This is a genomic window from Acinetobacter sp. AOR01_HL (assembly GCF_027855455.1).
Classification (GTDB): Bacteria; Pseudomonadota; Gammaproteobacteria; order Pseudomonadales; family Moraxellaceae; genus Acinetobacter; species Acinetobacter baumannii.
Genome location: NZ_JAKTIM010000001.1, coordinates 1 through 24423, shown reverse-complemented (window position 1 = coordinate 24423; position 24423 = coordinate 1). Strand labels below are relative to the sequence as shown.

The following is a 24423-nucleotide window of genomic DNA, read 5'->3' as shown; positions in this document are numbered from 1 at the left end:
TCGCCATTAATAATCAATCGGTCACCAGCAACTGCCACAACGTCGTCACGATCTAGCGTAATGCTTTTACGATCTGCTGATATTTTAGATACACGCCCTCCGTTTGCCCGTCCAGCAAACAATGGATCTGCAATATCAATAACTCTTCCCGGCTGCGGAATATGGCCATCCAAACCAACTTTAAAACTAACAGTTCTGGTTTCTAACTGTTCAGACTTTAATGCCCACCAACCTGCTCGCTGCGCTTGCCCTCGTGAGGTACATCCCCAAGCTTCTATTTCTAAAATACGAACTTGGCCGGCCTCAGCAATCGCCTTTTCATCGCGGACAAATTCATATTCAGTCTTATAGTGATTGGCTGGGTTGTCCCATGCAATTTTTACAACATTGTGCCTGTCTCGAGCACGGGTTCCCGCGTACTCAAAATTACCATCAATGACATTGGCACGTGTATAAGTGTAATAAGTATCTTGGGGAATATCCGCATCACAAATAATGCTATTGCCATCCCAAAATGTGATGGCACGGAATACACCTGCTAACTTAGTTAAAATTTCAAAGGCACCTTCGGCACTCTGAAGATAAACGTTACAAGTAAAGCGTGGTTCTTGACCACCCAACCCATCCGGCACCATTTGGTCACAGTATTGTGCTAAACGATATAAAGACCACTTATCAACCATTAGCGGGGTTAAGCGGTCACCCAAAGCATAACGGTCTACTGTGCATATATCGTAATAGATCCATGCCGGGTTATTAGAATAGGCTTCTTTGAAAGTACCGTCCCACATCCCGACATATTGTCGTGTAGCTGGATTGTAGTTAGTAGGAACCTTTAGAATTCTTCCCTTTGTATCTGCAGCAACTTTAGCAACGTTTCCAAAAGTCTCAGCATCGTATTGAAGGCCCAATAATGCTGTGTTTGGGTAACGTAATTTCGCATCAATGACTTCAGTCACTGCTTCAATATACATCTTGTCACTGACATACTCTGAAGTTGAGTTCGGAGTAAGTCTGCGAACTCGAATTAGCCAACCTGAGTCAGCTCGAGGTAAATCAATGCGGTGTGCTCGCTCGTAATTTGCAGAGGTTTTATCTGAAATCTTGGTTTTTAGTACTTCAGTCCAGACACCTCCATCTGTCTGTAAATCGATTGCGTATTCGATCGTTACGCCTGATACATCACCATTTGTAGCATTCTGAGTACGCAAAGGACCCCACTTTAAGCGCAAACGAACAGCATCAAGATCAAGATTACTAAAAGCTCGAACCCATGGCGTTTCAGACTTTAACTCCACATCGATGGCAGTTTCACTTTCTACTGCAGGAAAACCCTCAATGTATTCCTGATCATTAGTACCATTTCTAAAATCAACTTTTACATTTTCAAAGTTAAGGCTTCCATCTGCATTCTGAAGTGGAGTTTCTTCTAAATAAATTGACTGAAGCCCATTAGCTAAACCTTCAATCTCGCCTTCAGCTAAACCATATAGAACCTTGATAAAGGTTTTCGATTGAGCAGAATCTGGTGAAATGACAGGTTGCCGTTGTTTATTGCTGCCCTTTTTTGCGCCTACTACTGCATTCATAAGAAATCTCACGCAATAAAAAAGGCGCTAGAAAGCGCCTGTTAAATAATTAAAATTTACATCTGATCTTCAGGATATTGACCAGCACTGATAATGAAGCCGCCGATTTCCCGTTGACCATAAAGAATTGGAACAGGATTACCTTGTGCAACTGTAGTTACTGCACCGCCAAAGCCTTTGTTGGCACGGTTGCCGTCTTGGTTTTGGTCTTGAGTATTATCAATTTTTGGCATGAGCATTGATGCAACCCCTCCCATAGCCATGCCAGCACCTGCACCTATCAATGCAACCTGAGCAGCCTGACCAATACCTGGTATAAATGAAGCAGCTATCAGAATCGCACCAAGTACAAGTTGCAAAATCCCATTATTGCCACCAGCCCCCATTACACGCGGGACGATATGAATAGTGTCTGCTTCAGTATTCATATCAAGCTGTTCTTCACCGATATTGTCACCAGTGATTAGGCGCTTAGTTTCATGATCGTAAATTGCTGGGCGTTTCTTGCCTCGCTTATTACTTGAGTTCTTTATTTTTAAAAACACGGCAAAGCGTAGGCCCTGCTCATGTGCATGCAACATAAAGTGTTCAAAGCCAGCGATCTGAACAGATAAAGCCCGCATAGCTTCGCGCGTATTGGCAACATCGAGCTTAAATTCACGACCGAACTTTTGCCCCAAGATGCCGTACAACTTAATTGTTTTTAACATCTCTATGCCTCAAGATTTTTACCGTTCTGGTTGACCATTGCGGTCCATAGATTTCACGTATAGATTTACGGCCGTGAAGCTGATGCAAAATTAATGTATTGCCAATACAAGGTTCGGTATCTTCGGACTTCAGCATTGCATTATCACCAAGCCAAATGATGCAATGATTTGGGTGTTCTGTTCGTGGTACTCGGCAAATCAACATATCTCCATATTGCGGAGTGTCCACTTCATAGAAACCAGCTTTCGGAAAGTTATCAATCAAAATTGACGGATGATCTTTGTCTTCCCACCAGCCATCTTTTCGTTCAAAGTCTGGCAATTTAATACCTAGTTCGCGGTCATAAAAGTCACGGACTAGTGCATAACAGTCCTGATAATGATGAATATAATTACGCCCCACTAAGGGGGCGCAATAACCACAAGGTTCATAAACTTGAAAATCCAGATCTGGATAGGAGCAAATGACCCATGGCGTTTTATGTAGTTCAATTTGGATACGATCCAAATCAGTAGCTCTGGTAGTGCCATCTGGATGCGAATGAACATAAGCTTGAATTTCACCCTGATTTTCTGCAGACACGAGATCTTCAGGATCAATTTCAAAATTAGTTGTTTTATCCTGTTTAATAATGCCATTTTGATCATAAACTGTTGGGGCAATATTAGTGCATGGTAAATATTTACCACCTACAATTAGCCCGCAACATTCTTCCGGATAACATTTTTCTGCATGGGCCATGATTGCTTTTTTAAGTTTTGCAGTAAGTTTCATAAAACCTCACAATAAGCTTGAAGCCGGGAACCCACCAAACGGCAACGGTTTATTTTCACCAAATCGCAATCGGCAAGAACGTAAACGTCCTCCGCATCGATCAAGTGCCGGATTATCAGTTGGCTCATCTTTATCAGTGAACATTGCTACACCTGTGTAACCACATTCCTCGCCCCGGTACTTCCCGACCATGCACCAATGACAAAGTGAAGTTATTTGGCGAACTGGGATTTTTAAACCCTCAAAATCGATTGGATTGGACAGCTCGAAAGTCACTTGTTGTGCATTTTCAGATGTCTTTTGCTCGATGTACCAGATTTGTTCTTTAGCTTCATTCGAAGCAGTTGGATTGCCTTCTGTGAAGTTTTCAGCATCAAGGTATTTAGCAAGGGTGGTAATGACTTTAAGTTTTGCACCAGCAAAGTCTTTAAACTGCAAACAGTAAGCAGACACAGCATTTTGAATGCCGTTGATATTGTTGGCCATGCTTAAAGTTGGTGCTGAAGCTTTACCATCACTACGCATTTCAAGACCAGACACATCAAGTGCCATTGGCTCAAAAATTTGTCCCTGCCAAATAATATTGCGGTTCCATACTTTCTGACCACCAGTGTCAAAAACCTTACCAATGCTTCCTGAATCTGCACCGATCAACCCTTCGGAACCTATTGATGTGTAGATTTTTTCCCAATCTTGAAAAGCTATATGGCCATGAAAACGTAAAATGCCAGCACCTAAGCTGCTGGCATCTAGTTCATACAAGTGAATTAACCCATCGACATACAGCTTCTGAAAATCACTATTCAGACTCATGGGTTACCTCGTCATAAATCTGATTTCCATCCTTATCAAGAACTGGCACATCATCAAAAACAGGATTTCCTTCACTATCAACTGCTTGAGCCCATTCAAAAACTGGCTCACCATTTTCATTAATGACTGGTTGATTCGACAAAATAGGCGTACCGTTTTGATCAGTTTGAATGTGAGTTACTGGCTTTTTATAATTCTTGCCATCCACAATTACAGCTTTTCCTTCATCATCAAATAAATCTTCGTATTTAGTGATATAGGTCAATTGCGGTGCATATTTTACTTGCTGGACCATACGCGGTTGTTTTTCAGTACGTGGAATTTTTCTGACGATTGTCTTTTTAATACTGTTTAAACGAATGTCGATCCATCGCGGCTCACCATTTGCATTGTTCGGAATATCGATTGGTGCATCGAGATTCGCAACAATATCGCCTTCATCATTTAGCTTTTTCTTGAATGTCTTAATTTCAAGATCACCATTTTCCAAGGTCTGATATTCAACTGCACAAATCTTATTGCCATGAGTGTCGGTAGGAATTTCAATCCACCAGCCTTCTTTAGCAAAACCAGATGACCCTTTTACTAGATAATGCCCAATGTCTAGTTTCTCAAATGAAAGTGGTTGTTCGGCTGCTTCATCGTTAGGTTCGATTTTATCGGCAAATAATTTAACTACTGGTGAAGCTGCTTTAATAAATCCGTTTGCATCAACTGTAGTATTAGCTGTCGTACGAATACTATATCTAGCGTTGAAGTCAGTTGCGGCGTCGGTCCAAGTTGCAACTTCAATATTGCCTTGATTATATTGAAAACAAACAGCAACGTTAGTATCAGCAGTTCTCATGTACAAAGATGGAGAATATGGGGGAAATAAACTTCCAGTGTCAGCCCGAAAAATTTGAGACTGTCTTTGAACAGCATCTCTAATATTCCCCAAAGTTGAGATATTTACATAAGCTCTTCCTTCACCACCAAAACCGAAGGTTCCAACTTCCATCAGATTTCCACCAGCTTGCCCTACATATCGACTTGCCGCATGTGACCAGTTGGTAAAGTTTTCATTCATTTTTGCGCCAGTTGAGCGAAATGTGTCGCCGCCAGCACCCGTTGGGGCAGTGCCAAGATTTACTGTTTGAATCGTCATTTTCTTACTCGCATAAAAAAGCCCCTAAAAAGGGGCTTTAAAGGTGTTTAAATTAAGGGTAAAAAACTTGGGTGAACGTCGTTGAGATTTGCCATACATCACCGCCAATTTGGCGCGGTTGATATTCAGGACTTGTTTTAACTCGAACTTCACCGTCTAGTGGTGAATCCCAAAGGAAAGAATCCGCACCCTTGTGCTGATCGAAGAATGCTTTGATTTGCATAATTTCAGCTTTATAAGCCGTTCTTTGATATGTCCATTCACCAGATCGGTTATTAATACCAATCGAAGTATTCTGTTCATAACCATCGCCAAATTTGCTTGATAACGTATTAAAGCGCTGCGTATTAGTATTGCCATCTAAGTCGCACTTGAAAGTGAATTTAAGGTTGCTCATGATTTTTTGGCCAATCAATTTTCATAGTTTCTGATCTGTCTTTAAAACGTTTTTTGCAACTTTCTAGATCCTGCGTATTTTGATCTGGAGCAAATAACCCCCCACGCCTACTTTCACGAACTGCCCATTCTTTTACTTGTTTGCCTATTAAGTCAGCAACTTTAGAACTCTTAGATTGTTTTTGAAAAATGAGTGTGAACGACAACCCAAAGACGAAACCAGTTGCATATTCAATATGATTAGACTTAATCAAACTTAAACTTATGTAAAAAACTGCAGTTATCAATAAAGCAAGCAGAAAAGTCATAAGATACTTTTTCACTGTTGTACTCCCATTAAAAAACCCACTCGTTCGAGTGGGTTCAAGCTAATTTATGATGGTAGCAATGTGATTTCTTTACCACCCCTGTCGTTTGGACATTCGGAATCGTTTTTCAATCTTTGCATCCACCATTGCCTCATTTTGTCTCTGATACTCTTTTAAGATAACTGTTAACTCCTTACCATCCCATTCAGAGGTAGCATCCACTTTTTCCGAAGTTTGATTGATAATGGTCACCGTGGGTTGAGACTTCTCAATTCTTCCAGAATTAATCGCATCAAATTGTCGTGCCTCCCGTCGGGTTGCTATAGCTTCACTAGTATTATTAGAAACATAACCTCCATTTGCATAACCACTTGGTTTACTTTGACGCATGCTTTCAACAACGCTAACACCACCCCAGCGTTTGATATCTTCTTGCGACCATACGACTTCGCCTTTATGCACAATCCCTGCTGGAGTGTGTTTAAGACCATTACCGGTATAACCGCCATCCGCAAATCCTTGCGGGGTTGCAGCTTGGATGAGAGATACAAATGTACCTGATTTAATTGTCGCGATCGCTGCTGCTGCCGCTTTTTGGTACCAAGTACCTGGCTCATTTGCGTAAGCATCTGAAGCAGCTTTCCACATGTTCATTCCAGCCTGCGCCAATGCGAATGCCCGCTGACTTTCATAAAGAATGCGGTATGCACTTGATGACTCACCAAGCATATTTTTAAACATGCCAGCCAATGCCCCTGTGACACTAGCTCCATAACCCAACTGGAGATTCATTGAATCATTTTGATAAGTAGATTCAATCAATTTCAAACGCTCAAAGTGTTCCTTCATGATTTGTTCACGTTGTGCATTTAGAGCTACCATATTTGCATTTGGATCTTGTTCCTGAGTTTCAATATCAGCAAGCTGGCTATCAAATACTTTTTGAGAAGCATCATAACGGCTAAAGCGCTCCTGTTCTAAAGCGAATTGTCCACTATTACCAGTGATACTCGCCTGAATACCATCCCAGTTTTGAACAGCATTATTCACTTTATCGCGTGTCTCTTTATCCTGATTGGCTTTAGATAATGCGATTAGCTTTTGCCGCTCTTCTATAGAAAGCTTGGTATTCTTAAGAATTTCCTCCCGTTCGAGTCTGTAACGTTCCTGCATGGCTTGGGTTTCTGTCAGTAGAGCTTGTTTAGCCTGAAAAAGACGTTGCTCTTGAGCAAGTTTTAGTAAACCTAATTCTTGTTGCTGCTGTAACTTAAACGAATCAATCGCAATTTTGCGCTGTTCTTCTGTTAATTTCCCCTCAGCAACCAGACGTAATGAATTGGTTTCATATGTGTAATCAAGCTTTTGTTCTTCAGTCCACTTATAACCATTTACTTCAAAATCAAATTGTTTTTGAGCTAATTTATCTTCAGCATCAAAACGCTCATTAATTTTTGGGATTAAATTTGATTGACCTAAAATGGTTGCTTTGTTGATTTCCTCCTCTCGTCTTTTGCTTCTAGCAACTGTTTCTGAGTCATATGTTGCCTGTAGCTGTTTAACTTCCTCAAGAGTTTTAGCGCGTGCCTTATATGCTTCATCTTCGAACTTCGAAAGATCGCCGATTGCTTTTGAGGCTGCTTCGGGGTTATCTCCTAAAATTTTACTAAGCTGATTATAGTAAGAGTCTTGTTTGGCTAAATGCTGTGAAGCTTTATCTTTGCCAAGCTTTTTCCCTTCATAATCCCACCCGATAAAATTTTTCCCCACGATTTTTTCTAAACTTCGATAGTCTAAATCATCATTAAGAAGAGCGGCTTTAGATTTGCTATAACTTTTATTAGTCATAACCTCTTGCAATAAAAACTTAGCTTGCGCATCTAAAGCATCTTGGGTTTGCTGGATTTTTCCATTTTTATCTAAAACACCTTGTCCCTGTAAGGACTGCATGAGTTTAGTTGAGCGAGTCTTTTGCCAAGAAATAAATCCAGTATTTGTATAACCATTATTTTCATCCTTATGGCTACCAAACATTGCCTCATTTCTAAAATCATTCTCGCGCCCAACTTGAGCTGTCATTACTCGTGCTTGCTTATCTCCCAATCCAGCATTACGGAAAGCCTGATATACACGAAGCATATTTCTCACTCGCTCATTATTCCCTGCAAGTAGAACAGCTTGTTTGGCAGACTCTTTGGTTTGCTTTCTTTTAGCTTCAGTTAATTTATCTTCTCGCTCCTGTTGTTCTTCGATGATCTTGAGATTTCTAAGTGCGCTATCAATTTCATCTTTAGACAAAATCGCACTCATTCCTTTAGCTTTTTGCAGTTCTAAAATGGCATTAGCTTGAGCAACGGTGTAACCTTTATCAAGCCATCCTGATTTATAGATTGAGTCAATAACGCTATCTTTTTGCTTGGCTTGATAATCTTGTAAAGCCTTTGTTGCCTTTTCAGCCTCACTAGCAGTATTCCCCAAAGCATCCGCTTGCTGTTGATGCTGAGCTGCTGCATTCTGGGCTTTATTACCGGTTAAAGTTACTTCAACACCGAAGATTTTTAACTTGTCAGCAGATTGAGCTGCTTTAACTGAATTTTGATCATATTGGGCAGCTTGCTTTTTAAGATTTTCATATAGTTCTGTAGGCAACTTAATTTTATTTAAACGCTCGATAGCTTCTGCATAACTAATAGTTCCTTTGCGTGCTTCTTGGGAAATATTTTCTACTTCCCTGTTGCCACGAGCATAGTTTTCTATATCAATTAATGCAGCTCCTACAGCAAGAGATGACTTACTCAAAGCTTCATTTTGGGCATTGAATGCTGCCGTTAAATCATCAACTGCCTTTGTTTTATCATTGCCAGCTAATTTCTTTAATGCTTCGTCTGTCTTTTCTGCAACTCGAGCCTGTTCTTCAAGCTTTTTATTAGCTTCAGCTGTGTTGTCTCGCATCAAAAGATATCCAGCTGCTAAACTTGCTACTGTAATCCCAATACCAACTGGACCACCAAGTAAACCTAAAAGCCGTGATCCTATCCCTACACTAGCCGCACCTGCCGCTGCCGATCTAGCTTGTGCTGTTGCCAGTGCACCTTCCGCTACTGCCAACTCTCTAGTAACTTGAGCCTCAATTTTCTTTAACTCAGCCATACGAGTTAATGTCGCTGTTCTGCCTTTTTCAGTAATTTGAGATTTAAGGCGCTGTACTTCTAGAGCTTTCTCAGCCGCAATAGCAGCTAAAGTTGCTTGAGTATTTGCAACAACGGCTTGAGTGCTAATTACTTGTTGAGCAGCAGCAGCGCGCTCGGCCTGAATTGCAGCATACTGCGTTACGGTTTGAGCAGCTAATTCCTTCGTTTTTGCAGCTACAGCAACACCTGAGGCATAAATTGCAGGAATGTAGGTTCCAAGCCAATAAGCACCACCAACCATCATTGCAGAAGTTAAAACATCTAGGTTTCCGGCTAAAGTCTGAATGTTGTCCGCTAAAACTTGTGCTGCACCTGAGCCCTTTCCTGACTCCCCAACAAATTTAGTAATCTCGTTGTTGAGCAGCGTCAAAGACTGTCCAATAGTGATATCGGTTTTTGCAAAGAGTGCATCAACATCTTTTTCTACATTTCGGAGTGCTTTTACAATCTCTTGAGATGTAATTTTCCCTTCAGCCGCAACTGAACGCAATTCGCCTACGGTGATTCCCATACCCTGAGCAATTGCTTTTGCTAATGCAGGGGTTTGCTCCATTACAGAGTTAAGTTCTTCACCACGCAAGGTTCCACTTGCTAATGCTTGTCCAAACTGAACTAAAGCAGCATCAGCTGCTGATGCACTCGCCCCACTGATAGCAACAGCTTTAGACACTGTTTCAGTTAAACGAGCAGTGTCATCCATTGTGAGATTAAGTGTTTTTGCATTATCACTAAAACGTTGATACACCTGCAATACAGAATCCCAAGCTGAATATGTCTTTTGAGCAATTCGGAAAGTGTCCTCAGTAGCCTTATTTAGCTCAACTTGGTTGTTAGTCACTAACTTAAGACGGTTCTGAAGGCCCGTATAAGTGTCCATATTATTAATGGCAGCACTTACAGTAACCAATCCAGCCATGTAGCCAGCAAGTTGGCGCGTTGCCACAGACAAACTATCCATTGATTTACTTGCAAAGTCTCCCTTGCGCTCAATGCTATCTAATTCATTGCCTAGATTACGCGCATTACGTTCAGCATTTTTTGAATCTATGACAATTACTAAACGAGATTCTTGTGCCATCTTACTTTCCTCTAGGCAATAAAAAACCCACTCAATGAGTGGGTTTGTGAATAAAGTTGCTTTACCAATCAGCATTAACTTTTTGTTGAGTTTTGATCTTTTCAGCCATTTGATCAGATGATTTATTTAATTCATCCATAATTATTTTAGCTGATGGATAATTTTCGGTAATAGTACGATTGGTTTCACTATAGCGAACTCCGCTAATTACCTGTGCTGGTTTATAGTGAGTAAGATTATCGTAACTTACTTTCATTTTCCCATCTTTTGTATCTACGCGCACTGTGAAATCTACTCGATCACCAGCAGTAACAGTCATACAATCAGCAAACCCAGAACAACGGTATGGCATATTACCTTTGCCAATAATTGAACCCGTAGTCTTATCTTCGTACTGAATTACTGCATTTGCTGAGCGAAAAGCTGTTGCAAACCATTGACGTGCGCCATCATAAATTTGGCCTTGCTTTAATCCATCTATTTGATAAACCTTTTCAAACTTTACAGGTTCTGATGGTTGCTGAGGGGTAGTAGCACACCCAACTAATCCCAAACTCAATAATCCAGTTGCCAATAATTTTTTCATGAATTTCACCGTTTGTTATAAAGTGTACTAACTTTAACAAACTGGTTACTAAATGTCACATAAAGCAAGACCACCCGAAGGTGGTCTTTTAAATCAGGCTATGCATGTAAAAGTTTTTCAGCACCAGCGGCCAAAAAAGCAGAACGAGTTTTAAATCTTTTATCTTTACCTACATTATCATCAATCTTGCGAATTAAACGGCTAGGTAAAGTTACGTTGATTTTTTCAGGCTTACCAAGATAACGACTAACATCCACCTCAGTAACAGCCCAGATCATGCCTTTATAATCTGGATCATCTACAAATTTTGCTAAGTCAGATGCTAATGGAATTTCTTCTCCATCTTCAGCAAGGATTTCTAAGTGGCCAGAAATTGCCTCTTTAACGTTCTCGATGGCTTCCTCTAATGTATCGCCTGCGCTAAAACATCCTGGAATATCTGGAACGGTGACACCAAAGGCCTCGGTGTCTGTACCTCTCTCAATAGCAATTGGATACAACATTGCACTCACCTCATGTACAAAATCGTACTGCGAAATAGGACTATATGAGTCTGATTGAAGCGGGTCACTTTAGACCCGCTTGCTTCAAAATGCTTTTAACAGTTCCGCTTGGTAAATCCTTTTTAGGATGCGGGATAGTAACTAATCCCTTTTTGGTTGGGTGTTTGAAGTGATGATGACTTCCTGAAACCCTAACCTCATACCAACCGTCTGCTTCAATCATTTTGATTAAATCCAGACTTTTCACACCGTCCCCTTATTAACTTGATGGTGCAATTATAACCCCAGAGTTATTTTTAGTAAATACCTCTAGAGTTATTTTTTAGAATTGTTCGTTTTTTTATGTGACTCATCTAGAAAGAGATTATCAATTGCAAAAATACAATCATTAAAGATGTCTCTATCTACTGGCAATTCATAGTGCTCACAGTATGCAGAGATGGCAGAAATATCCAAAGAAAGCGGAATACCCTGCTCATATCGTCTAGATCGCGAAATAACGTTATATGCTGAGAGAATCGCATTTGATGTATATGAATACTCGGGTTTCTCTATGACATTAGCATTTTGAAGATTTAAGGCTTTTGCGATCGCTGTCTGCTTCGCGTTGTAGTCGCTCGCTTCTTCTTCTGAGTTGAACTTGCACCAGTTGTAGAGTTGGAGGACTTTCCCACGACTTCATCCTTATATGAATCAGCTTCTTTCTGGATATCTTCAGCTTCTTGTCTCACAAACAACCAGATTGCTACGCCAAGATCACCTAGATTCAACAATTTAATTGCATTTTCCTGCGAATATTCTGGTTCATACACAATCAATTCTTGGTTTTCGGTTACTTCTTCAAAAACTACGCCTTTCCAGTCCTCAATTAAATGGCAGGCTGCAGCTTCAAGAAGCAATTCATGATAGAGCTTGTCATCTTTACTAGCTTTACTTACGTCATAACCTTTAGATGTGATTTGGTTATTTGCTCGTTCAAGAGCTACTTGATATGGTTTATATGCGATACCTCGTATCTTAAATTCAGCTAAAACATTGCCATCGCCATCAACATACTCCCGCCATTTGCTAACTGTTTTACTGGTCTGAATGCTTACTTTTAAAGCCATTTTAAACTCCAAAAAAAGCAGCCCTAAGGCTGCTATCAGATTAATATTTAAGGCGCAGGAACTGCTGCTGGTGTACGAGTAATTGTTGGTGCTACTTCTACGACTTTATATTCGAATGAAGCATTTAAAAGATCTGAATTACCACCACTAGGTAATGGAGCTGTAATTTCAGCTTTAGGAATAAAAATTTCATATTTATTCCCATCTGTATCAGTGATTGGAACTTTTAATGAAATCGTTTTGTTAGTGAATTGCTTTTCATACATATCGGATGTATTGCGTGACCAAGCTGCGGTAAATGAACCTGTACCTGTTGCAAGCATTTCTAGGATTGCACGAGCATCAATACCACCACCTAAACAGCGTTGTAGCTGCATTGTGTTATCCCAATTAAATGTAAAAGCGGTCAAGCATGAAATCCCAGCTTGAGAAACGCCGTCAATTAAAATGTCACCTACAGAGACATTCGACATTTTAGGATTGTTATCTGCCGCTGTAATTGTTCCAGCCGGTGCTGAAGAAAAGTTTGTACGACCAAGAGCCATAAGGCCGAAAGTCATTGTAATTAAGCCAGCTTCAGGAATATCAATTCCAAAAGTGTTTACATGACACCCACGGAAAACATGGTAGTCATTAACATCTTCAAAGCCACGTAAAACAGAAAATGTTTGACGAAGTGAGCCACCAAAAGTTAATACATTTGACGACCAATTATTAAAAGCAGCTGCAGCCATTAAGTCTTGAACTAATGAACTGTACTTCGCTTCACATTTTAATTCACCGGCATACTCTGCACCGGTAATCATTGATGAACGTGCAATACGGCCACTTGTGATTGAGTTAGAGTCTTCCTTTGTTACTGTCGCATCAAGGCCATTTTCAGTAAATTCAAAGGTCGTACGTACGAAGGGTGATGGTGTGGTACCAACAGTGGTTTCCTTCGCGATTTGTGTTATCTGACGTGCACCACTCGACATATCTATATACTCCGACGTTAGGCATAAAAAAAGCCACCCGAAGGTGGCTATAAAATTAGGGACGTAAAAAAACCGCCCTCAGGCGGTAACTTCTTTAAAACTTAATATCAATCATCCAAATCAACACCTACTCCAGTAACAATATTTAAATTTGGTCCATTTATGCTATTAACATTAGCGAGGCGAATTTTTACATCAGAAATACATAATTTATTAGACAACTGCCATTTACTTAGCTCCTTAGCCATTACATCTGCTAAGTGACGTTCAAGTTCTTGTTTTTTAATTTCAATTTCTTCTAGCGTCAGCATGTAAGACATATCAATTCACCGTAAATCCAATTGTCACATTGTACTGCAGAAAGTCAGCATCTTTACCAGCATCTATCGTTTGACCTTGAAAGCATTCTAAATGCCCAATCCTGAAATATTCAAAATGTGAAAGTAATTCAACACTTAGAATAGTTATTGCCTGGTCTCCCGTGTCTGGTCTTGCAAAGCATTGAATCAAGATATTCCCAGTACGTCGAGTACAGGGTGTATCGGCTAATCCAGCAATGAAACTTGGACCCCACTTAATGGTTAATCGGCACCATAAGCCCTTTGCCGGTGCCAAGAAGCCTGGTGCATTTGGATAATGGATTCTTTCTTGAGAAATTCCTGCAAAGGCCATCATACGGTCGACTATTGCTTGCCTAGCTTCCTCTAAAGTCATTGCCATTTAGCCACCATACTTTTGAGTAATGTAAGTAAACGTTGTGCTGTAGATACCCAACGGAGCTTGATCGGACCAACCATTCTCTAAGCGCTCAGCATAGGGCTGGTTGTTTTGAATATAGATCAAACTACCAAGTTTAAATTTCACAGCTTGAATCGCGGCATCTTGCAATGCATTAGTAGAAGGCTCTCGCACACCGTAATCACCAGATCCAATAGAAACAATATGTGAAGCTCGATAAGCACCTGTATCGACAGGACTTGAAACAACGAGTGATTGCACTGTATCCATGGTGATTTTTTTTACATGCTCATCTGCCTGTTTCTCAACTTCAAAACTAAAGCTGCTCGGCCTTGCTCCCTTCCACCCCATGTTTTTTAACCTCACTTGCTTCGAACATTTCAAAAAGGTCTTGAGCGATCGCTTGAATCGAATACGCTTCAAACTCTACACTCGGCTCGCGCTCACCCATTCGCCGTTTTACTATTTGCCAGATATGAACAGCCTCATGTAAAAGCAATCCATAAACTTGTATTTGGTCCTTATCCGCTGTATCACCAATTTGGACAATTGCATAAGCGCCGTCTGAATAAGAACTAACCTGAGCATCTGCCCCCATATCTAAAAATTGATCAGCTTTGCCCATATCTTCAAATAACAAATCCATATGTATTTGATTTCTAGTAAGCGTGTACTGCACATGTTGGAATGGTGAGATATACCACTCTGGTACATAATCTGTACTTATCATCTAGACTCCTAAATTGCGCCCATAAAAAAACCCACCGAAGTGGGAATCATGATGAAACTTGTAACGGTTTAAGTTTTCTAAATACTTCCATAATTCTCGTATAGTGGATTTCATTTTCTTTTGCGAATTTATCCAAATCAGTTTTTAATTCTTCTTTTCTAGAGAGTGATTCTGTATCTAAAAATTCAGCAATTGCATCATATTCAATTACAATTTCAATTTGTTTAAATAAACTCAGATATAAACCCAAAAAATCATTATCTAACTTCTTAATGTTTTCTTTAAAACTTATAGCTTGATCATCTACTGCATCAATTTCATCTACCTTTAAGAAGAGATTTGCTACATCTCTATGGAATTGCATTTGCTGTTCATTAAACTTTTCTACATCTGCTTTTAATCTGGGGTTAAGGTTATAAAATGATAGAAAATCAGTAGTTACTATTCTTAATATCTCCTCACTCAATTTCTCATTTTTCACAGCTACATGTTGTTCTCGCCAATCACTAAAAAGAACAAAAGCAGCAACAGGAGCAAGAAAGGTAGCCGCTAGTGTTAAAGCATCTTTTAAAACTTCATATGCTTTTTTATGATTAAAAGGATAGTTTTGTATTGGATAATCACTTAATAAAAAATAACTAACAACCAAATACCAGAAAATTCCAGCAAAAGTCCAAAAACAAACATTTTTTATTTTCGCATTTAGTTTTTTCTTAGCCATATACCCCCCCTAATTTAGAAGGATATTAGACCAAGTAATCAAATCTTCCTCAACTGACATTTCCAAATAGTAGAGGCTGGATCCTGCTGGATATGAATAATGCGGAATGAGCCTAAAGCTGTTAACCATTCATCATCAATTTTAGGTGTCATGGACACTTCATTCTGCAGCACTGTAGCCTTTTTATCTGTGGCCAGTACTCCGAGAGTTTGTATTTCATATTGATTGTATGAGCCAAACAGAATGCCACGTCCCTCATAATGCTCAATAACGTTTTCAGAGGTGTTTGTTTTAGGGTTCCAATTGGTACTAACTACGCGGTCACAAGTAAAAGAATGAACGGCGTCAGCGAGGTCTTCATTAAATGCTTCAGCAATATCTGCTTGAATTTCGTCACGTAAGCCCATTAGATTTTCCTAACAAAAAATACAGCTTTTCGTTTGCTGTAAGGCTTAATCAAATCAAGAATGAATTGCTCGATTGCACTAAGCTTTACTGATCCGTCCTGATATTCCTTTTCGGTCTCAACCGTATCTGCTTTGACTTTCTTACGTTTTAGTGCCTGTTCCTGTCCTTGATATAGATCACCTTTCATAATGCCCTTGATGATTTGATAAGAGGCCGTTTTTAAAGGTTCAGGTACTTGGGTAGCATCTTCATAAGGCTTAACGTTACGTGCTAATAGATAAGCTTCTGACATCTGAAGGTATTGAGCCTTATCACTGGCAGATAAAGCATCAAAGCCTTCAACATGTTCTATCGCTTCTTGTTCAGTGATAAAGCCCATGGATTATTCCTTTGGAATTAATGCTAAAAGTTCATCTTTTTTAGCGCCTGGTTCAAATGCAATGCCTTTTTCAGTTAGTACAGCTCGAAGCTCATCTACTTTTAGACCAGCATAGTTAATTGGTTGTGGTTGAGTATCACTTGGTTTTTGGTCATCTTCAGGTGTTTGGCCACCATCACTTGATTCAAGTTCAGCAATACGTGCTTTCATTGCTTCGGTATCATTTTGGAAGGCAATGAATTCACCTTTCAAAGTTGCCAGTTGTTCTTCGAGCTCAGCAATTTTTGTTTCTGTCATTTGTTGTCTTTCCCGTGCACGGTTAAATGATGAAAGTCCCATATGTGGATCTCCAAAAAAATAAGGCGGTGTTACCCGCCTTTTTGTTATTTGATCTTGTGCTTGAATGCCACAATACGGATCTGTTTAGGATCGTAGACACGTTGCCAGTTATCAGCTGTAGCAAGACCGGCATTATTAGGTGCGATACCTGTTGCACCTGCCCACTTAATGCCGCGAGGATGTAGCACAAAGTGACGGCGGTTAATAAGAATGTCAGTACCCGCTAAACTGTCACGGTCAGTCTCTACACCTACTGGTGCGCCAATATCTTGGAAACCAATCGCACCTTGGCCAAACAAATAAGAAGTAAATACGTCGCCTTCAACTGGCATGCCGTCATCTACAATCACACGGCGATCCATAAAAGTTTTATAAAGCACCACACCATCAGCATCACGCACGGTTTCAATTAAACCTTGCTTGGCTAGTGCTGCCATTGTGAATGAGTGCATTGAAATCGCTGTTAATTTATCAACAGCATCACCCAGTTTATAAGATGCATCGATAAATGAATGACCATCAATTACGGCTGCTGCTCCAGTACCAGCCGAAATGTCATGGGTATTACCTGCCATGCTTGCAGACCCAAATACACCTTTAAGTGTATTTACGGTAAACCCCTGAAATTCACGAGCCCAGTAATCTGCTACAAGATCAGCAATCGCACCCAATGGGTCATCACCAGATAATGCTTTAGATAAATCATTTGCACCCCATGCCTTACCACGGGCATGCAAAATCGCAATATCTTTACCAGCAGTGATGTTATTAACCCCAAGAGCTTTACCATCTGAAAGTACTTCAGACTCACCGCTTAAATCATTCCAGAAAGGAATATTTACTGTGGTACCGCCTTCTGTACCAAAAGCAACTTTTTCATCAAGCTCCCCAACAATGCCTGACTGCCATAAAGCAGACTTTTCGGCAGTTTTATTTAATACGTACGGAGTGAATAACTCGGGTACGATTACATCAGCAATTTTTGTCTCAGCCATTAGGCTTTACTCCTTAAAGTTTAATACCGTGTTTTGCCGCTAGCTCTTTAGCTAGTTGCGGATTTTCATTTCGTAATTGCGCCAATTTGGTCATATTTACCGAGCCATCTGCTTTGAGAATGTCTGGCTGACCTTTTGAATTGTTGCTACCAGGTGCGCCCATGCCATTAGGCTTAGGCCAGTAATACGGTTTTTGCTCGCGTAGAGACTCCACCCACTCTTTTGGAGTCATCGGTGTCTGACCATCTTTACCAATGACTACCTCCCCGTTTTCATCAACCGCCACAGCTTTACCGTTTTCATCTAATGCAAATTTTGACTGAGCTAAAAAGGCAATATCGGCAGTAGCTTCAGGCAATGCTTCAAGTTCAATAGCAGCCTGTACAATTTGGCTCTGAATCACTGATTGCTTGAACTTTTGTGCATAAGCTTCGGCTTTATCAGCACGTTCTTTTTCAGCCTTCAGTAACTTTTCATGTTCTTCACGCATCTTCTCGGTACGCTTCTGAATCACTTCGTTAACCTTGCCTTCCGCGATTAATTTGGCCTCTTCATCCTGGTCAATTTGAGCAAAGACTTTTTTAACAATTTCAGGATCAATCCCTTCAAATTGTTTCTGAAGCTTTTGAAGTTCCAATTTTGCATTCTTAGCAGCATCTCGCTCGCTTTGAAGTGCAGATTTCAAACCTTTTGGATCTTCATAACCTTCCAAATCAAGGCGAAACTTCCCGTTTTCCTCAACATATAGAGCACGGTGCTCTTCTTTGATTGCGTCAAGTGAATCAACAATAAATGGCAATGACATGTTCAAACCTCTCGTTTGATTGGGGTAAAGCCTTATCTCAAGGCAATAAAAAAGCGCCCTTTAGGACGCTTAATTTCGATTAAAAACTTAAATATTTGTTGCAAATAAACGGTAGCCTTCTAGCTCCCAAAGTTTATTCTCGGCTGACTTTTCTGCATTTCCACGAGCCATGCGCTCCCCAATTTCAGCATCAAAGTTTTCTGCATTCACACATGCACTAAAACCCGTAGCTAGAAAAAACTTTCCATCTAAAAATGCATGGACAAAAGTAGATGTCGTGCCACCGGGGCGTTGCTCAACCGTATATGTAACACGCTCCATCAATGAATCAATTTGCGCTTTAGTTACTCGGGGTGCCACAGACTTTTCAGTTAACTCTTGCTCTGTTACTTCTTTGATCATTTTCTTCTCACAAAAAAGCACCCGAAGGTGCTAAGGTTAAAAATTAAGTTCTAATTGATGAGTGCAATCGCTTTTAATCTTTCAAAAGTAAAACCATAAATTGCCATGGCTCTTGAAATCTTAATTTGAAGAAAAGGCACCAGAATTAATTTTGTGCTCAGAATATATTGAGCATCTGACATATTGATTTGCTTTTCAGACATTTGTAGTACCTTTAGCTACGTTTACTTTTTATTCCAAACCTCTGATCTAGGTTCATCACCAACTAAGCGGATGCCTTGAGGACCACCCACATCAAATGTTGCCGTGATAGTCGCTGGACCCTCAAAAACACTACAATTCATTTTTACAGAGGTTAATCCACCTAATGGAATACCTGTTTCCTCGTCACAAAGAGCAAGATGAGAAGATTTATCTGAAACTCTTTTAAGTACTAAATGCCTAACTTTTGATTCACTCATAAGCCAAACTCCATAAATGACAAAAGCGCTGTTTGGGCGCTTTTATAGGTGAAAATTGTGTCTAAAGTGAATTTAGGATTGCCTGTCATCGGCGATAATTACTCACAGTTAAATCCAGTTCCAACAAGGTCTTTTTTCAAATTTGAAACGAGAGTTTGTTGTTCCTGCTGTTGTCCACTAAGATAATTTTTATCTAGAGTCTCTGCACCATCAATAGATTTATAAAGCTCTTTAGATTCCTCTAAATTGTCTTTTAAAAACGTGGTGAGGTTTAGTTTCGCTTGGGCAGCTCTACATAAATTATTTTTAGCTTCTAAATCTTGAGTAGCCTGTTTTACTTGACCAGTTGTAGGATCAAAAGAATATGCATTTGACATTGCTGACTCCAAAGCTTCAGACAATCGATCATATTCTTTAAGATATTTTTGACTTGGTTCAGCTAAACAAGTGATGGAAATTAGAGTTAGGCATACAAAAGCTATTGTTTTCATATTGTATAAATTCTGATGTTTTAAAAAATATAACATAAGAAAAAATTACAGACCCAACTCTTTAAAGGTTTTTTCATCCAACTTTCTTAACTCATCTAAGCTATATAAACGGCCTTCAGGATCAAAGAACTTTTCAAAATCAAACTTTCCTTCTTTGAAAAGTTTGTAACGCTTTGGTCCTAACCATTCTTTTTGGAAGAAGTCATCTGTCTTTTTGAAGAACTCTTTAAATGTAGTGTTGGCATCTAGCTGCCCTATTAATTGGCTCCGCTCATCTTTTGGAATGTCTTTAACTCGACGTTCGTCCATGACAAATGGCCGTTCACCAACTAATTTCCCGTCTTTCTCTACGGGCACCAGAATACTGCGGCAATTTGGATGCAACGGCGGTACCCGCTTTGCTGGGTCATTCACTTCCCAAACAGATCCGTCCAAAGAAGCACATAATTTCGTTGTTCTACCATCTAAGACACTGACAAAACGTACATACTCAAAACCGATTTTATTGAAAGTGTCTAAATATGCTTGATTGGCAACATGACTGCGAACTGTTCTCACCGTACGGTCAATATCAGACTTTGAGCCGCTTAAAAGCCCATCCTCATAATTAAGCCGTTTGGTACCACGAATACGCTGAACTATTTCCTGATTTGTTTTACCTGAGTTAATGCCATCCCGAATTGCATACTCAACCTTTTGGCGGGCATTTTCAGCAATTCTTGATAGCAGATCATCAACAAGAGCCCCACCTACCAATGGTATTTTTTTAGCTGCTGCATATAGCTTTTCACCATTTGGTTTTTTGATCTTGCCGCCATATAGCTTCGCCATGTAATTGGCTTCATAAACAGCCAAGGCAGTAGCAGAAACAGCGAAAGCTTCAGGTAATGCAGTGTTTATTGCAGTAAACCACTGAGCAATCAGATCACGAACTTCCTTCAGATTTGACGTTGTGTACTGTCCACTTGCTAGAGCCATCTTTTCAGAATCATTTAATTCATCAAGCAAATCCCGAAGCTTTGCCAACATTAATATTGACTCATCATTAAAGATTTTTAGTAGCTCATTAACAGATTGAGAAGATACCCGATATAAGTACGCCTGATGTTGGGTAAGTACTTCAATCAATGATTTATCTTCTTTTGAAGCCATACATCACCTCTACAAAGGAGTGTTATCTCGCTCTATTTCTACCCGCTTCACTTCTTCCTGATAGTCGTGAGCTGGTAATTTACCTGTCATCAGGTATTCCCAATATGTGCGGAAAGAGTTTTTCCCTGAAATAGCACCCTCATAAAGCTGTTTTGCAAGATTAATATCCGTGACCTGCACAATAAACTCAGGTTCAACCGTAAATGAATATTTTGTCGAATCCAGCTTTAACCACTGCGCTGCATACTTAATGGCTTGTTCAATTGCTGCAGCTGCACACATCACGATACTGTGAAGACTTGCTTGCTGATCGTCTTGCCGTGCACGGCGCGCTTCACCTGATTCCTGTGTATTGGTATCAACTACTTTAGCCCCAGCTTCTAATGCTGAATTTTTTTGCGCATCCATTTCCTTTTTAGTGAGTTCAATGCCGTTACCTGAAATTTCCAAATAACCACATTGCGAATCTTTGGGCAGGCTCCAGACAGCCATTACACCTGTAACGCTAAGATCGGGATCTTCATCATCAATACCGTTAATCCATGGTTGAGGGTGCGCTGTATGGTGAAGTGACTGAAAATAGTCCGCACTAAGCTGGTAATACTTCAAAGCAGCTTTAGCCATTGTCAAAAGCGGGACCGTTCCAACATCTGGCGAATTGTCAGTGGTACCACAAAAAACGAATGGCGTAAAAGAAAGCAGATTACCGCCGAGATCGGGAGTTTTATCCTCCACATTTGAACCATCGAACAATCGGACCGCTAATGCTCCATCATCCATAGATAGAACGCGGTGAACCGTTTTAGTTTCGTGCCCGAATTCATCTTCACTATTATCAAATTGCTCCTCGAGCACTAACAGTTTTAAATCCTTTCGACCACCGATACTGTTTTCCTTCCAGTTGATAATAGATAACGCATCATATAAGGCGAAATATGGCACTCCTTTAGCATCAACATCAACAAGCAGCCCACAGCGCCCAAACTCTAACAACTCTGAACAAATGCGAATAAAGAGCTGTTTAAGCCCAAAACCATCATTGGTTGCATTCTCTATCAAACCCTTTAACAGAGAACTTTCAATTACGATGTTAGGTTCCAGCTTTGAAACTAAACCAATCATCGTGCGTAATGCGTCCTGAACCCATAGCGGATACTGAGCTCGACTTAGATAGGCCTTATAAATCTCTCCAGCTGTATCTCCCTGCTTTTCAGCCTCAATCATGCCAGCCGATTTAGCCAAGTACTTTGTTTGTGCCTGTTTGATCTGCTCTTCACCAGCAACGGCGTCCCGCATAATCTCCCAGCTTTTTTGTGCAGCAATATACTGCGGATGTTTATCAGTAACTGCCATAAAAACACCAATAAAAAAGCACCTGTAAAGGTGCGTTGTTTAAGACATCCCGCGAATCTTACGAACTCCAACAGATTTTTTGTCGATCGGGAATAAATAAGCGATTGGATATGTACCAGCATCATTCATATGGTCAAAACCGGCACTCTTATCCGGCTGTCCATAATCATCATAGATTTGTCTCTCTAGGCATTTAGCAAAGTGAGGACATTTATCTACATTTACGAATAATCTGCGCTCAGATAATGTATTGCAGAGCATCCCGTTCATTGAATTAATGCGATCTTTAACTGCTGGGTTTCTACTGTTCACATGAACTTTAAAACCAGCCTTTCTAAGTAGCGCCAGATCCGTTTCACTAGCATTGCTCGACTTCCGGTTCTCACCAGAAGCATCGGGATAAACTGCAACCTCATGGTCAGGATATCGTTCTTGGATAGCCTCAATCATTGCCGGAGTATCGAACAGATTTACGAACTCATCGACCGCATGCATATGTTCACCACGGCGTACATACACAACAGCAGCCATCTTGGTAACGTTAAAGTCCATCCCAATATGAAGCACATCATTTGGCTTAACTGTTTCAATTGATGCGTTCAGTAACCGGTTAAAACAGTAGTAGATAACACCCTGATAGCTCTCAAAGCTTGCTTCATATTCCTGACTAAAAGTCTTAGGATCCATTTTGCGCTTAGCAACAATGATTTCAGACTCAGGAATATTTCCACCCTGAAGGGATGTATAGGAAAAGCTTTTACAATCTGGTTCATGACCGGGCTGACCATCCATGAATGTGTCATAACAATGGTTAAAGCCTTTAGGTGTTCCAATACGTAAAACATGGCCACCGACTCGCTGCTCTCCATTCACCATATATTTGCAAGTAGAAAGCATCGGGCGAAGTACTTCCTCCCATGCAGCCCATTTACAGTCAGCCCATTCATCAATAATTAAGAAAAATAAACCAGATCCACGAAGATCATCATAGTTATCTAGACCTACAACTCGGATGATATGGCCACTTCTTAAAGTAATTGAACATTCAGTTTCATTCGGCTTTCCAGCACGCCAAGAAGCTGGAATTGCCTGTTTTAATCGCTTCCAGAAAACCCGTTTAGCTTGCTTAAATGTAGGCGCTGCATACCAGATCTCATCCTCGACAGAAACATTCCATTTTGCGGCAAGTCTGGCTGCTCTTCGCATTTCCGCTTTGGCCAAGAAAGTCTTACCAAAACGTCGACCACAAACAGCATCACGGAATCGGGCATCTTTCTGCCAACCCCATAAATAAATATTGGCTTGCTTAGGGGTTAACTGAACTGAACCTTCTGGAGGATTAAAGAATTGTCTCATTTGGTATCTCCTCATCAGGATTCAGCACAAGCTTGTAATCCTCTTCAGGTGGACGATACTCAGGGGGATTCACTTCACGCTGTAACTTCTGAAGTTCGAGCTTTTTAATCTCAAGTTCTACTTCAGCTTTGGTTTGGTTCGCTTCAGGATTACCACCTTTATTATTTTGTTCCCCCTTCTTGTCATAAAACCCTTTCATGATCTTTTGTATTTGATCCACGATCTTAATTGTCATGGTCACATTGTTTTTTTTAGCCCAAAGTAAATCACTTAAAATCTTCAACTGAACAATGTCATTTGCTCCACTGATTTTATTTAGTGGCTGACTCAAATACTCTTCCCGTGTTTTATCGAAAATTTCTTTGAGTTCCTTACTTAAGTCTCTACCAGCAAACTTTGTAGGGTCGTATGACTCTACCTGTTGTCTTGAAACTTCAATGTCAAATTCTTCCTTGACGAGACTTACTGTTTCTTGAGGGGTATTAAATACAGCAAGCGATTGTACAATAAAGAGTTTCTGCTTTTTGTTTAATGTCGCCATTTCTCTCTATCCGTCAAGGTACGTCAAGGAAGATAGGCAAAAAAAAGAGCCTCATGGCTCAATTGATTACGCAGTTTCCACAACATTTCGAAATATCTAAATCAGAAACAAACGGCGGGTTTTTAGCAACTTCAATAAGCCTCTTAACACTGTCATTTGCTCCCCAGCGTTTTACAACACCGATAAACTCTTCCACATCGTGACCGGCTAAATAGTGCTTTGGTAAGCCAGTATGATCACTGTAAATAATTTCACCGTCCGAGTCTCGTTCTACACCGATGTGATAAAGCTCATGTTCAAGCAAAGCACAGAACTCGCTATCGTTTGCCTTTTCACAAAAGCTTGCATCGATTGTGATTAAGTAAACTGGAAC

At 40.3% G+C, this 24423-nt stretch carries 32 protein-coding genes; all 32 read right to left on the bottom strand.

What is annotated here, in order from left to right:
• On the bottom strand, positions 1–1589 hold a 1589-nt coding region (locus MKL62_RS00160; RefSeq protein ID WP_270899736.1), incomplete at its 3' end, for a TipJ family phage tail tip protein.
• A gap of 56 nt (positions 1590–1645) precedes the next feature.
• On the bottom strand, positions 1646–2299 hold the full coding sequence (locus tag MKL62_RS00155) for a tail assembly protein (protein WP_004888406.1): 654 nt from the start codon (positions 2297–2299) through the stop codon (positions 1646–1648).
• Entirely contained in the window at positions 2283–3074 is a 792-nt protein-coding gene (locus MKL62_RS00150; RefSeq protein ID WP_030423706.1) for a C40 family peptidase, read from the bottom strand. Before MKL62_RS00150 ends, MKL62_RS00155 begins: the two co-directional genes overlap by 17 nt.
• 6 nt (positions 3075–3080) lie before the next feature.
• Positions 3081–3887: a phage minor tail protein L gene (locus tag MKL62_RS00145; RefSeq protein ID WP_030423707.1), complete on the bottom strand. Its 807-nt coding sequence runs from the start codon at positions 3885–3887 to the stop codon at positions 3081–3083.
• Complete coding sequence (locus tag MKL62_RS00140; RefSeq protein ID WP_030423708.1) at positions 3874–5034, bottom strand: phage tail fiber protein; 1161 nt, start codon at positions 5032–5034, stop codon at positions 3874–3876. The genes MKL62_RS00145 and MKL62_RS00140 overlap by 14 nt, the downstream gene beginning before the upstream one ends.
• Before the next feature lie 52 nt (positions 5035–5086).
• On the bottom strand, positions 5087–5431 hold the full coding sequence (locus MKL62_RS00135) for a phage tail protein (RefSeq protein ID WP_030423709.1): 345 nt from the start codon (positions 5429–5431) through the stop codon (positions 5087–5089).
• On the bottom strand, positions 5418–5753 hold the full coding sequence (locus MKL62_RS00130; protein WP_030423710.1) for a hypothetical protein: 336 nt from the start codon (positions 5751–5753) through the stop codon (positions 5418–5420). The genes MKL62_RS00135 and MKL62_RS00130 overlap by 14 nt, the downstream gene beginning before the upstream one ends.
• A gap of 75 nt (positions 5754–5828) precedes the next feature.
• Positions 5829–10004 (bottom strand): tape measure protein, encoded by a 4176-nt coding sequence (locus MKL62_RS00125; protein ID WP_032003231.1) that lies wholly within the window; start codon positions 10002–10004, stop codon positions 5829–5831.
• 61 nt (positions 10005–10065) lie between these two features.
• Positions 10066–10590 carry a DUF4468 domain-containing protein gene (locus MKL62_RS00120; protein ID WP_000734557.1) on the bottom strand — a complete coding sequence of 175 codons (525 nt, stop codon included), beginning with the start codon at positions 10588–10590 and terminating at the stop codon, positions 10066–10068.
• A 98-nt stretch (positions 10591–10688) separates the two neighbouring features.
• Entirely contained in the window at positions 10689–11093 is a 405-nt protein-coding gene (locus tag MKL62_RS00115) for a type II toxin-antitoxin system HicB family antitoxin (RefSeq protein ID WP_002053018.1), read from the bottom strand.
• 64 nt (positions 11094–11157) lie between these two features.
• The gene (locus tag MKL62_RS00110; RefSeq protein WP_000838147.1) at positions 11158–11340 is read right to left on the bottom strand and encodes a type II toxin-antitoxin system HicA family toxin; all 183 of its coding nucleotides are present in this window, start codon (positions 11338–11340) and stop codon (positions 11158–11160) included.
• 328 nt (positions 11341–11668) lie between these two features.
• The gene (locus MKL62_RS00105) at positions 11669–12202 is read right to left on the bottom strand and encodes a phage-derived protein YdaY family protein (protein ID WP_270899735.1); all 534 of its coding nucleotides are present in this window, start codon (positions 12200–12202) and stop codon (positions 11669–11671) included.
• Between the two features lie 47 nt (positions 12203–12249).
• Positions 12250–13179 carry a phage tail tube protein gene (locus MKL62_RS00100; protein ID WP_270899734.1) on the bottom strand — a complete coding sequence of 310 codons (930 nt, stop codon included), beginning with the start codon at positions 13177–13179 and terminating at the stop codon, positions 12250–12252.
• Positions 13180–13286: 107 nt separating this feature from the next.
• Complete coding sequence (locus MKL62_RS00095; RefSeq protein ID WP_139844525.1) at positions 13287–13499, bottom strand: hypothetical protein; 213 nt, start codon at positions 13497–13499, stop codon at positions 13287–13289.
• Position 13500: 1 nt separating this feature from the next.
• The gene (locus MKL62_RS00090; protein WP_270899733.1) at positions 13501–13899 is read right to left on the bottom strand and encodes a hypothetical protein; all 399 of its coding nucleotides are present in this window, start codon (positions 13897–13899) and stop codon (positions 13501–13503) included.
• A complete protein-coding gene (locus MKL62_RS00085; RefSeq protein ID WP_004736755.1) occupies positions 13900–14268 on the bottom strand; it encodes a hypothetical protein in 369 nt (122 codons plus the stop codon).
• On the bottom strand, positions 14234–14647 hold the full coding sequence (locus MKL62_RS00080; RefSeq protein WP_270899732.1) for a hypothetical protein: 414 nt from the start codon (positions 14645–14647) through the stop codon (positions 14234–14236). The genes MKL62_RS00085 and MKL62_RS00080 overlap by 35 nt, the downstream gene beginning before the upstream one ends.
• Positions 14648–14693: 46 nt before the next feature.
• On the bottom strand, positions 14694–15368 hold the full coding sequence (locus MKL62_RS00075) for a hypothetical protein (RefSeq protein WP_270899731.1): 675 nt from the start codon (positions 15366–15368) through the stop codon (positions 14694–14696).
• 38 nt (positions 15369–15406) lie between these two features.
• Positions 15407–15775 (bottom strand): glutamate 5-kinase, encoded by a 369-nt coding sequence (locus MKL62_RS00070; RefSeq protein WP_270899730.1) that lies wholly within the window; start codon positions 15773–15775, stop codon positions 15407–15409.
• Positions 15775–16155, bottom strand: a complete 381-nt coding sequence (locus tag MKL62_RS00065) for a hypothetical protein (RefSeq protein ID WP_264464120.1) — start codon at positions 16153–16155, stop codon at positions 15775–15777. The genes MKL62_RS00070 and MKL62_RS00065 overlap by 1 nt, the downstream gene beginning before the upstream one ends.
• Positions 16156–16158: 3 nt before the next feature.
• Positions 16159–16494: a HeH/LEM domain-containing protein gene (locus tag MKL62_RS00060; protein WP_270899729.1), complete on the bottom strand. Its 336-nt coding sequence runs from the start codon at positions 16492–16494 to the stop codon at positions 16159–16161.
• A 44-nt stretch (positions 16495–16538) separates the two neighbouring features.
• Complete coding sequence (locus tag MKL62_RS00055; protein ID WP_270899728.1) at positions 16539–17489, bottom strand: major capsid protein; 951 nt, start codon at positions 17487–17489, stop codon at positions 16539–16541.
• Between the two features lie 13 nt (positions 17490–17502).
• Entirely contained in the window at positions 17503–18294 is a 792-nt protein-coding gene (locus MKL62_RS00050) for a hypothetical protein (RefSeq protein WP_262118060.1), read from the bottom strand.
• An 87-nt stretch (positions 18295–18381) separates the two neighbouring features.
• Positions 18382–18696, bottom strand: a complete 315-nt coding sequence (locus MKL62_RS00045) for a Gp49 family protein (protein WP_005124469.1) — start codon at positions 18694–18696, stop codon at positions 18382–18384.
• 50 nt (positions 18697–18746) lie between these two features.
• Positions 18747–18899 (bottom strand): hypothetical protein, encoded by a 153-nt coding sequence (locus tag MKL62_RS00040; protein WP_001291451.1) that lies wholly within the window; start codon positions 18897–18899, stop codon positions 18747–18749.
• Positions 18900–18920: 21 nt separating this feature from the next.
• Entirely contained in the window at positions 18921–19157 is a 237-nt protein-coding gene (locus tag MKL62_RS00035; protein ID WP_270899727.1) for a hypothetical protein, read from the bottom strand.
• 98 nt (positions 19158–19255) lie between these two features.
• Positions 19256–19684 carry a hypothetical protein gene (locus MKL62_RS00030; protein ID WP_050560297.1) on the bottom strand — a complete coding sequence of 143 codons (429 nt, stop codon included), beginning with the start codon at positions 19682–19684 and terminating at the stop codon, positions 19256–19258.
• 9 nt (positions 19685–19693) lie between these two features.
• Positions 19694–20800: a minor capsid protein gene (locus tag MKL62_RS00025; RefSeq protein WP_109428727.1), complete on the bottom strand. Its 1107-nt coding sequence runs from the start codon at positions 20798–20800 to the stop codon at positions 19694–19696.
• 9 nt (positions 20801–20809) lie between these two features.
• The gene (locus tag MKL62_RS00020; RefSeq protein ID WP_270899726.1) at positions 20810–22153 is read right to left on the bottom strand and encodes a DUF4055 domain-containing protein; all 1344 of its coding nucleotides are present in this window, start codon (positions 22151–22153) and stop codon (positions 20810–20812) included.
• A gap of 39 nt (positions 22154–22192) precedes the next feature.
• Positions 22193–23509: a phage terminase large subunit family protein gene (locus MKL62_RS00015; RefSeq protein WP_270899725.1), complete on the bottom strand. Its 1317-nt coding sequence runs from the start codon at positions 23507–23509 to the stop codon at positions 22193–22195.
• Positions 23493–24050 carry a DUF2280 domain-containing protein gene (locus MKL62_RS00010; RefSeq protein ID WP_270899724.1) on the bottom strand — a complete coding sequence of 186 codons (558 nt, stop codon included), beginning with the start codon at positions 24048–24050 and terminating at the stop codon, positions 23493–23495. The genes MKL62_RS00015 and MKL62_RS00010 overlap by 17 nt, the downstream gene beginning before the upstream one ends.
• Positions 24051–24108: 58 nt before the next feature.
• The coding region (locus MKL62_RS00005) for a putative metallopeptidase (protein WP_270899723.1) at positions 24109–24423 on the bottom strand (315 nt) is incomplete at its 5' end.

Excerpts from the sequence above, each read along its gene's own strand:
- MKL62_RS00155 (WP_004888406.1), bottom strand. The coding sequence starts at position 2,299 with ATGTTAAAAACAATTAAGTTGTACGGCATCTTGGGGCAAAAGTTCGGT.
- MKL62_RS00150 (WP_030423706.1), bottom strand. The coding sequence starts at position 3,074 with ATGAAACTTACTGCAAAACTTAAAAAAGCAATCATGGCCCATGCAGAA.
- MKL62_RS00145 (WP_030423707.1), bottom strand. The coding sequence starts at position 3,887 with ATGAGTCTGAATAGTGATTTTCAGAAGCTGTATGTCGATGGGTTAATT.
- MKL62_RS00140 (WP_030423708.1), bottom strand. The coding sequence starts at position 5,034 with ATGACGATTCAAACAGTAAATCTTGGCACTGCCCCAACGGGTGCTGGC.
- MKL62_RS00135 (WP_030423709.1), bottom strand. The coding sequence starts at position 5,431 with ATGAGCAACCTTAAATTCACTTTCAAGTGCGACTTAGATGGCAATACT.
- MKL62_RS00125 (WP_032003231.1), bottom strand. The coding sequence starts at position 10,004 with ATGGCACAAGAATCTCGTTTAGTAATTGTCATAGATTCAAAAAATGCT.
- MKL62_RS00120 (WP_000734557.1), bottom strand. The coding sequence starts at position 10,590 with ATGAAAAAATTATTGGCAACTGGATTATTGAGTTTGGGATTAGTTGGG.
- MKL62_RS00115 (WP_002053018.1), bottom strand. The coding sequence starts at position 11,093 with ATGTTGTATCCAATTGCTATTGAGAGAGGTACAGACACCGAGGCCTTT.
- MKL62_RS00105 (WP_270899735.1), bottom strand. The coding sequence starts at position 12,202 with ATGGCTTTAAAAGTAAGCATTCAGACCAGTAAAACAGTTAGCAAATGG.
- MKL62_RS00100 (WP_270899734.1), bottom strand. The coding sequence starts at position 13,179 with ATGTCGAGTGGTGCACGTCAGATAACACAAATCGCGAAGGAAACCACT.
- MKL62_RS00095 (WP_139844525.1), bottom strand. The coding sequence starts at position 13,499 with ATGTCTTACATGCTGACGCTAGAAGAAATTGAAATTAAAAAACAAGAA.
- MKL62_RS00090 (WP_270899733.1), bottom strand. The coding sequence starts at position 13,899 with ATGGCAATGACTTTAGAGGAAGCTAGGCAAGCAATAGTCGACCGTATG.
- MKL62_RS00085 (WP_004736755.1), bottom strand. The coding sequence starts at position 14,268 with ATGGGGTGGAAGGGAGCAAGGCCGAGCAGCTTTAGTTTTGAAGTTGAG.
- MKL62_RS00080 (WP_270899732.1), bottom strand. The coding sequence starts at position 14,647 with ATGATAAGTACAGATTATGTACCAGAGTGGTATATCTCACCATTCCAA.
- MKL62_RS00075 (WP_270899731.1), bottom strand. The coding sequence starts at position 15,368 with ATGGCTAAGAAAAAACTAAATGCGAAAATAAAAAATGTTTGTTTTTGG.
- MKL62_RS00070 (WP_270899730.1), bottom strand. The coding sequence starts at position 15,775 with ATGGGCTTACGTGACGAAATTCAAGCAGATATTGCTGAAGCATTTAAT.
- MKL62_RS00065 (WP_264464120.1), bottom strand. The coding sequence starts at position 16,155 with ATGGGCTTTATCACTGAACAAGAAGCGATAGAACATGTTGAAGGCTTT.
- MKL62_RS00060 (WP_270899729.1), bottom strand. The coding sequence starts at position 16,494 with ATGGGACTTTCATCATTTAACCGTGCACGGGAAAGACAACAAATGACA.
- MKL62_RS00055 (WP_270899728.1), bottom strand. The coding sequence starts at position 17,489 with ATGGCTGAGACAAAAATTGCTGATGTAATCGTACCCGAGTTATTCACT.
- MKL62_RS00050 (WP_262118060.1), bottom strand. The coding sequence starts at position 18,294 with ATGTCATTGCCATTTATTGTTGATTCACTTGACGCAATCAAAGAAGAG.
- MKL62_RS00045 (WP_005124469.1), bottom strand. The coding sequence starts at position 18,696 with ATGATCAAAGAAGTAACAGAGCAAGAGTTAACTGAAAAGTCTGTGGCA.
- MKL62_RS00040 (WP_001291451.1), bottom strand. The coding sequence starts at position 18,899 with ATGTCTGAAAAGCAAATCAATATGTCAGATGCTCAATATATTCTGAGC.
- MKL62_RS00035 (WP_270899727.1), bottom strand. The coding sequence starts at position 19,157 with ATGAGTGAATCAAAAGTTAGGCATTTAGTACTTAAAAGAGTTTCAGAT.
- MKL62_RS00030 (WP_050560297.1), bottom strand. The coding sequence starts at position 19,684 with ATGTTATATTTTTTAAAACATCAGAATTTATACAATATGAAAACAATA.
- MKL62_RS00025 (WP_109428727.1), bottom strand. The coding sequence starts at position 20,800 with ATGGCTTCAAAAGAAGATAAATCATTGATTGAAGTACTTACCCAACAT.
- MKL62_RS00020 (WP_270899726.1), bottom strand. The coding sequence starts at position 22,153 with ATGGCAGTTACTGATAAACATCCGCAGTATATTGCTGCACAAAAAAGC.
- MKL62_RS00015 (WP_270899725.1), bottom strand. The coding sequence starts at position 23,509 with ATGAGACAATTCTTTAATCCTCCAGAAGGTTCAGTTCAGTTAACCCCT.
- MKL62_RS00010 (WP_270899724.1), bottom strand. The coding sequence starts at position 24,050 with ATGGCGACATTAAACAAAAAGCAGAAACTCTTTATTGTACAATCGCTT.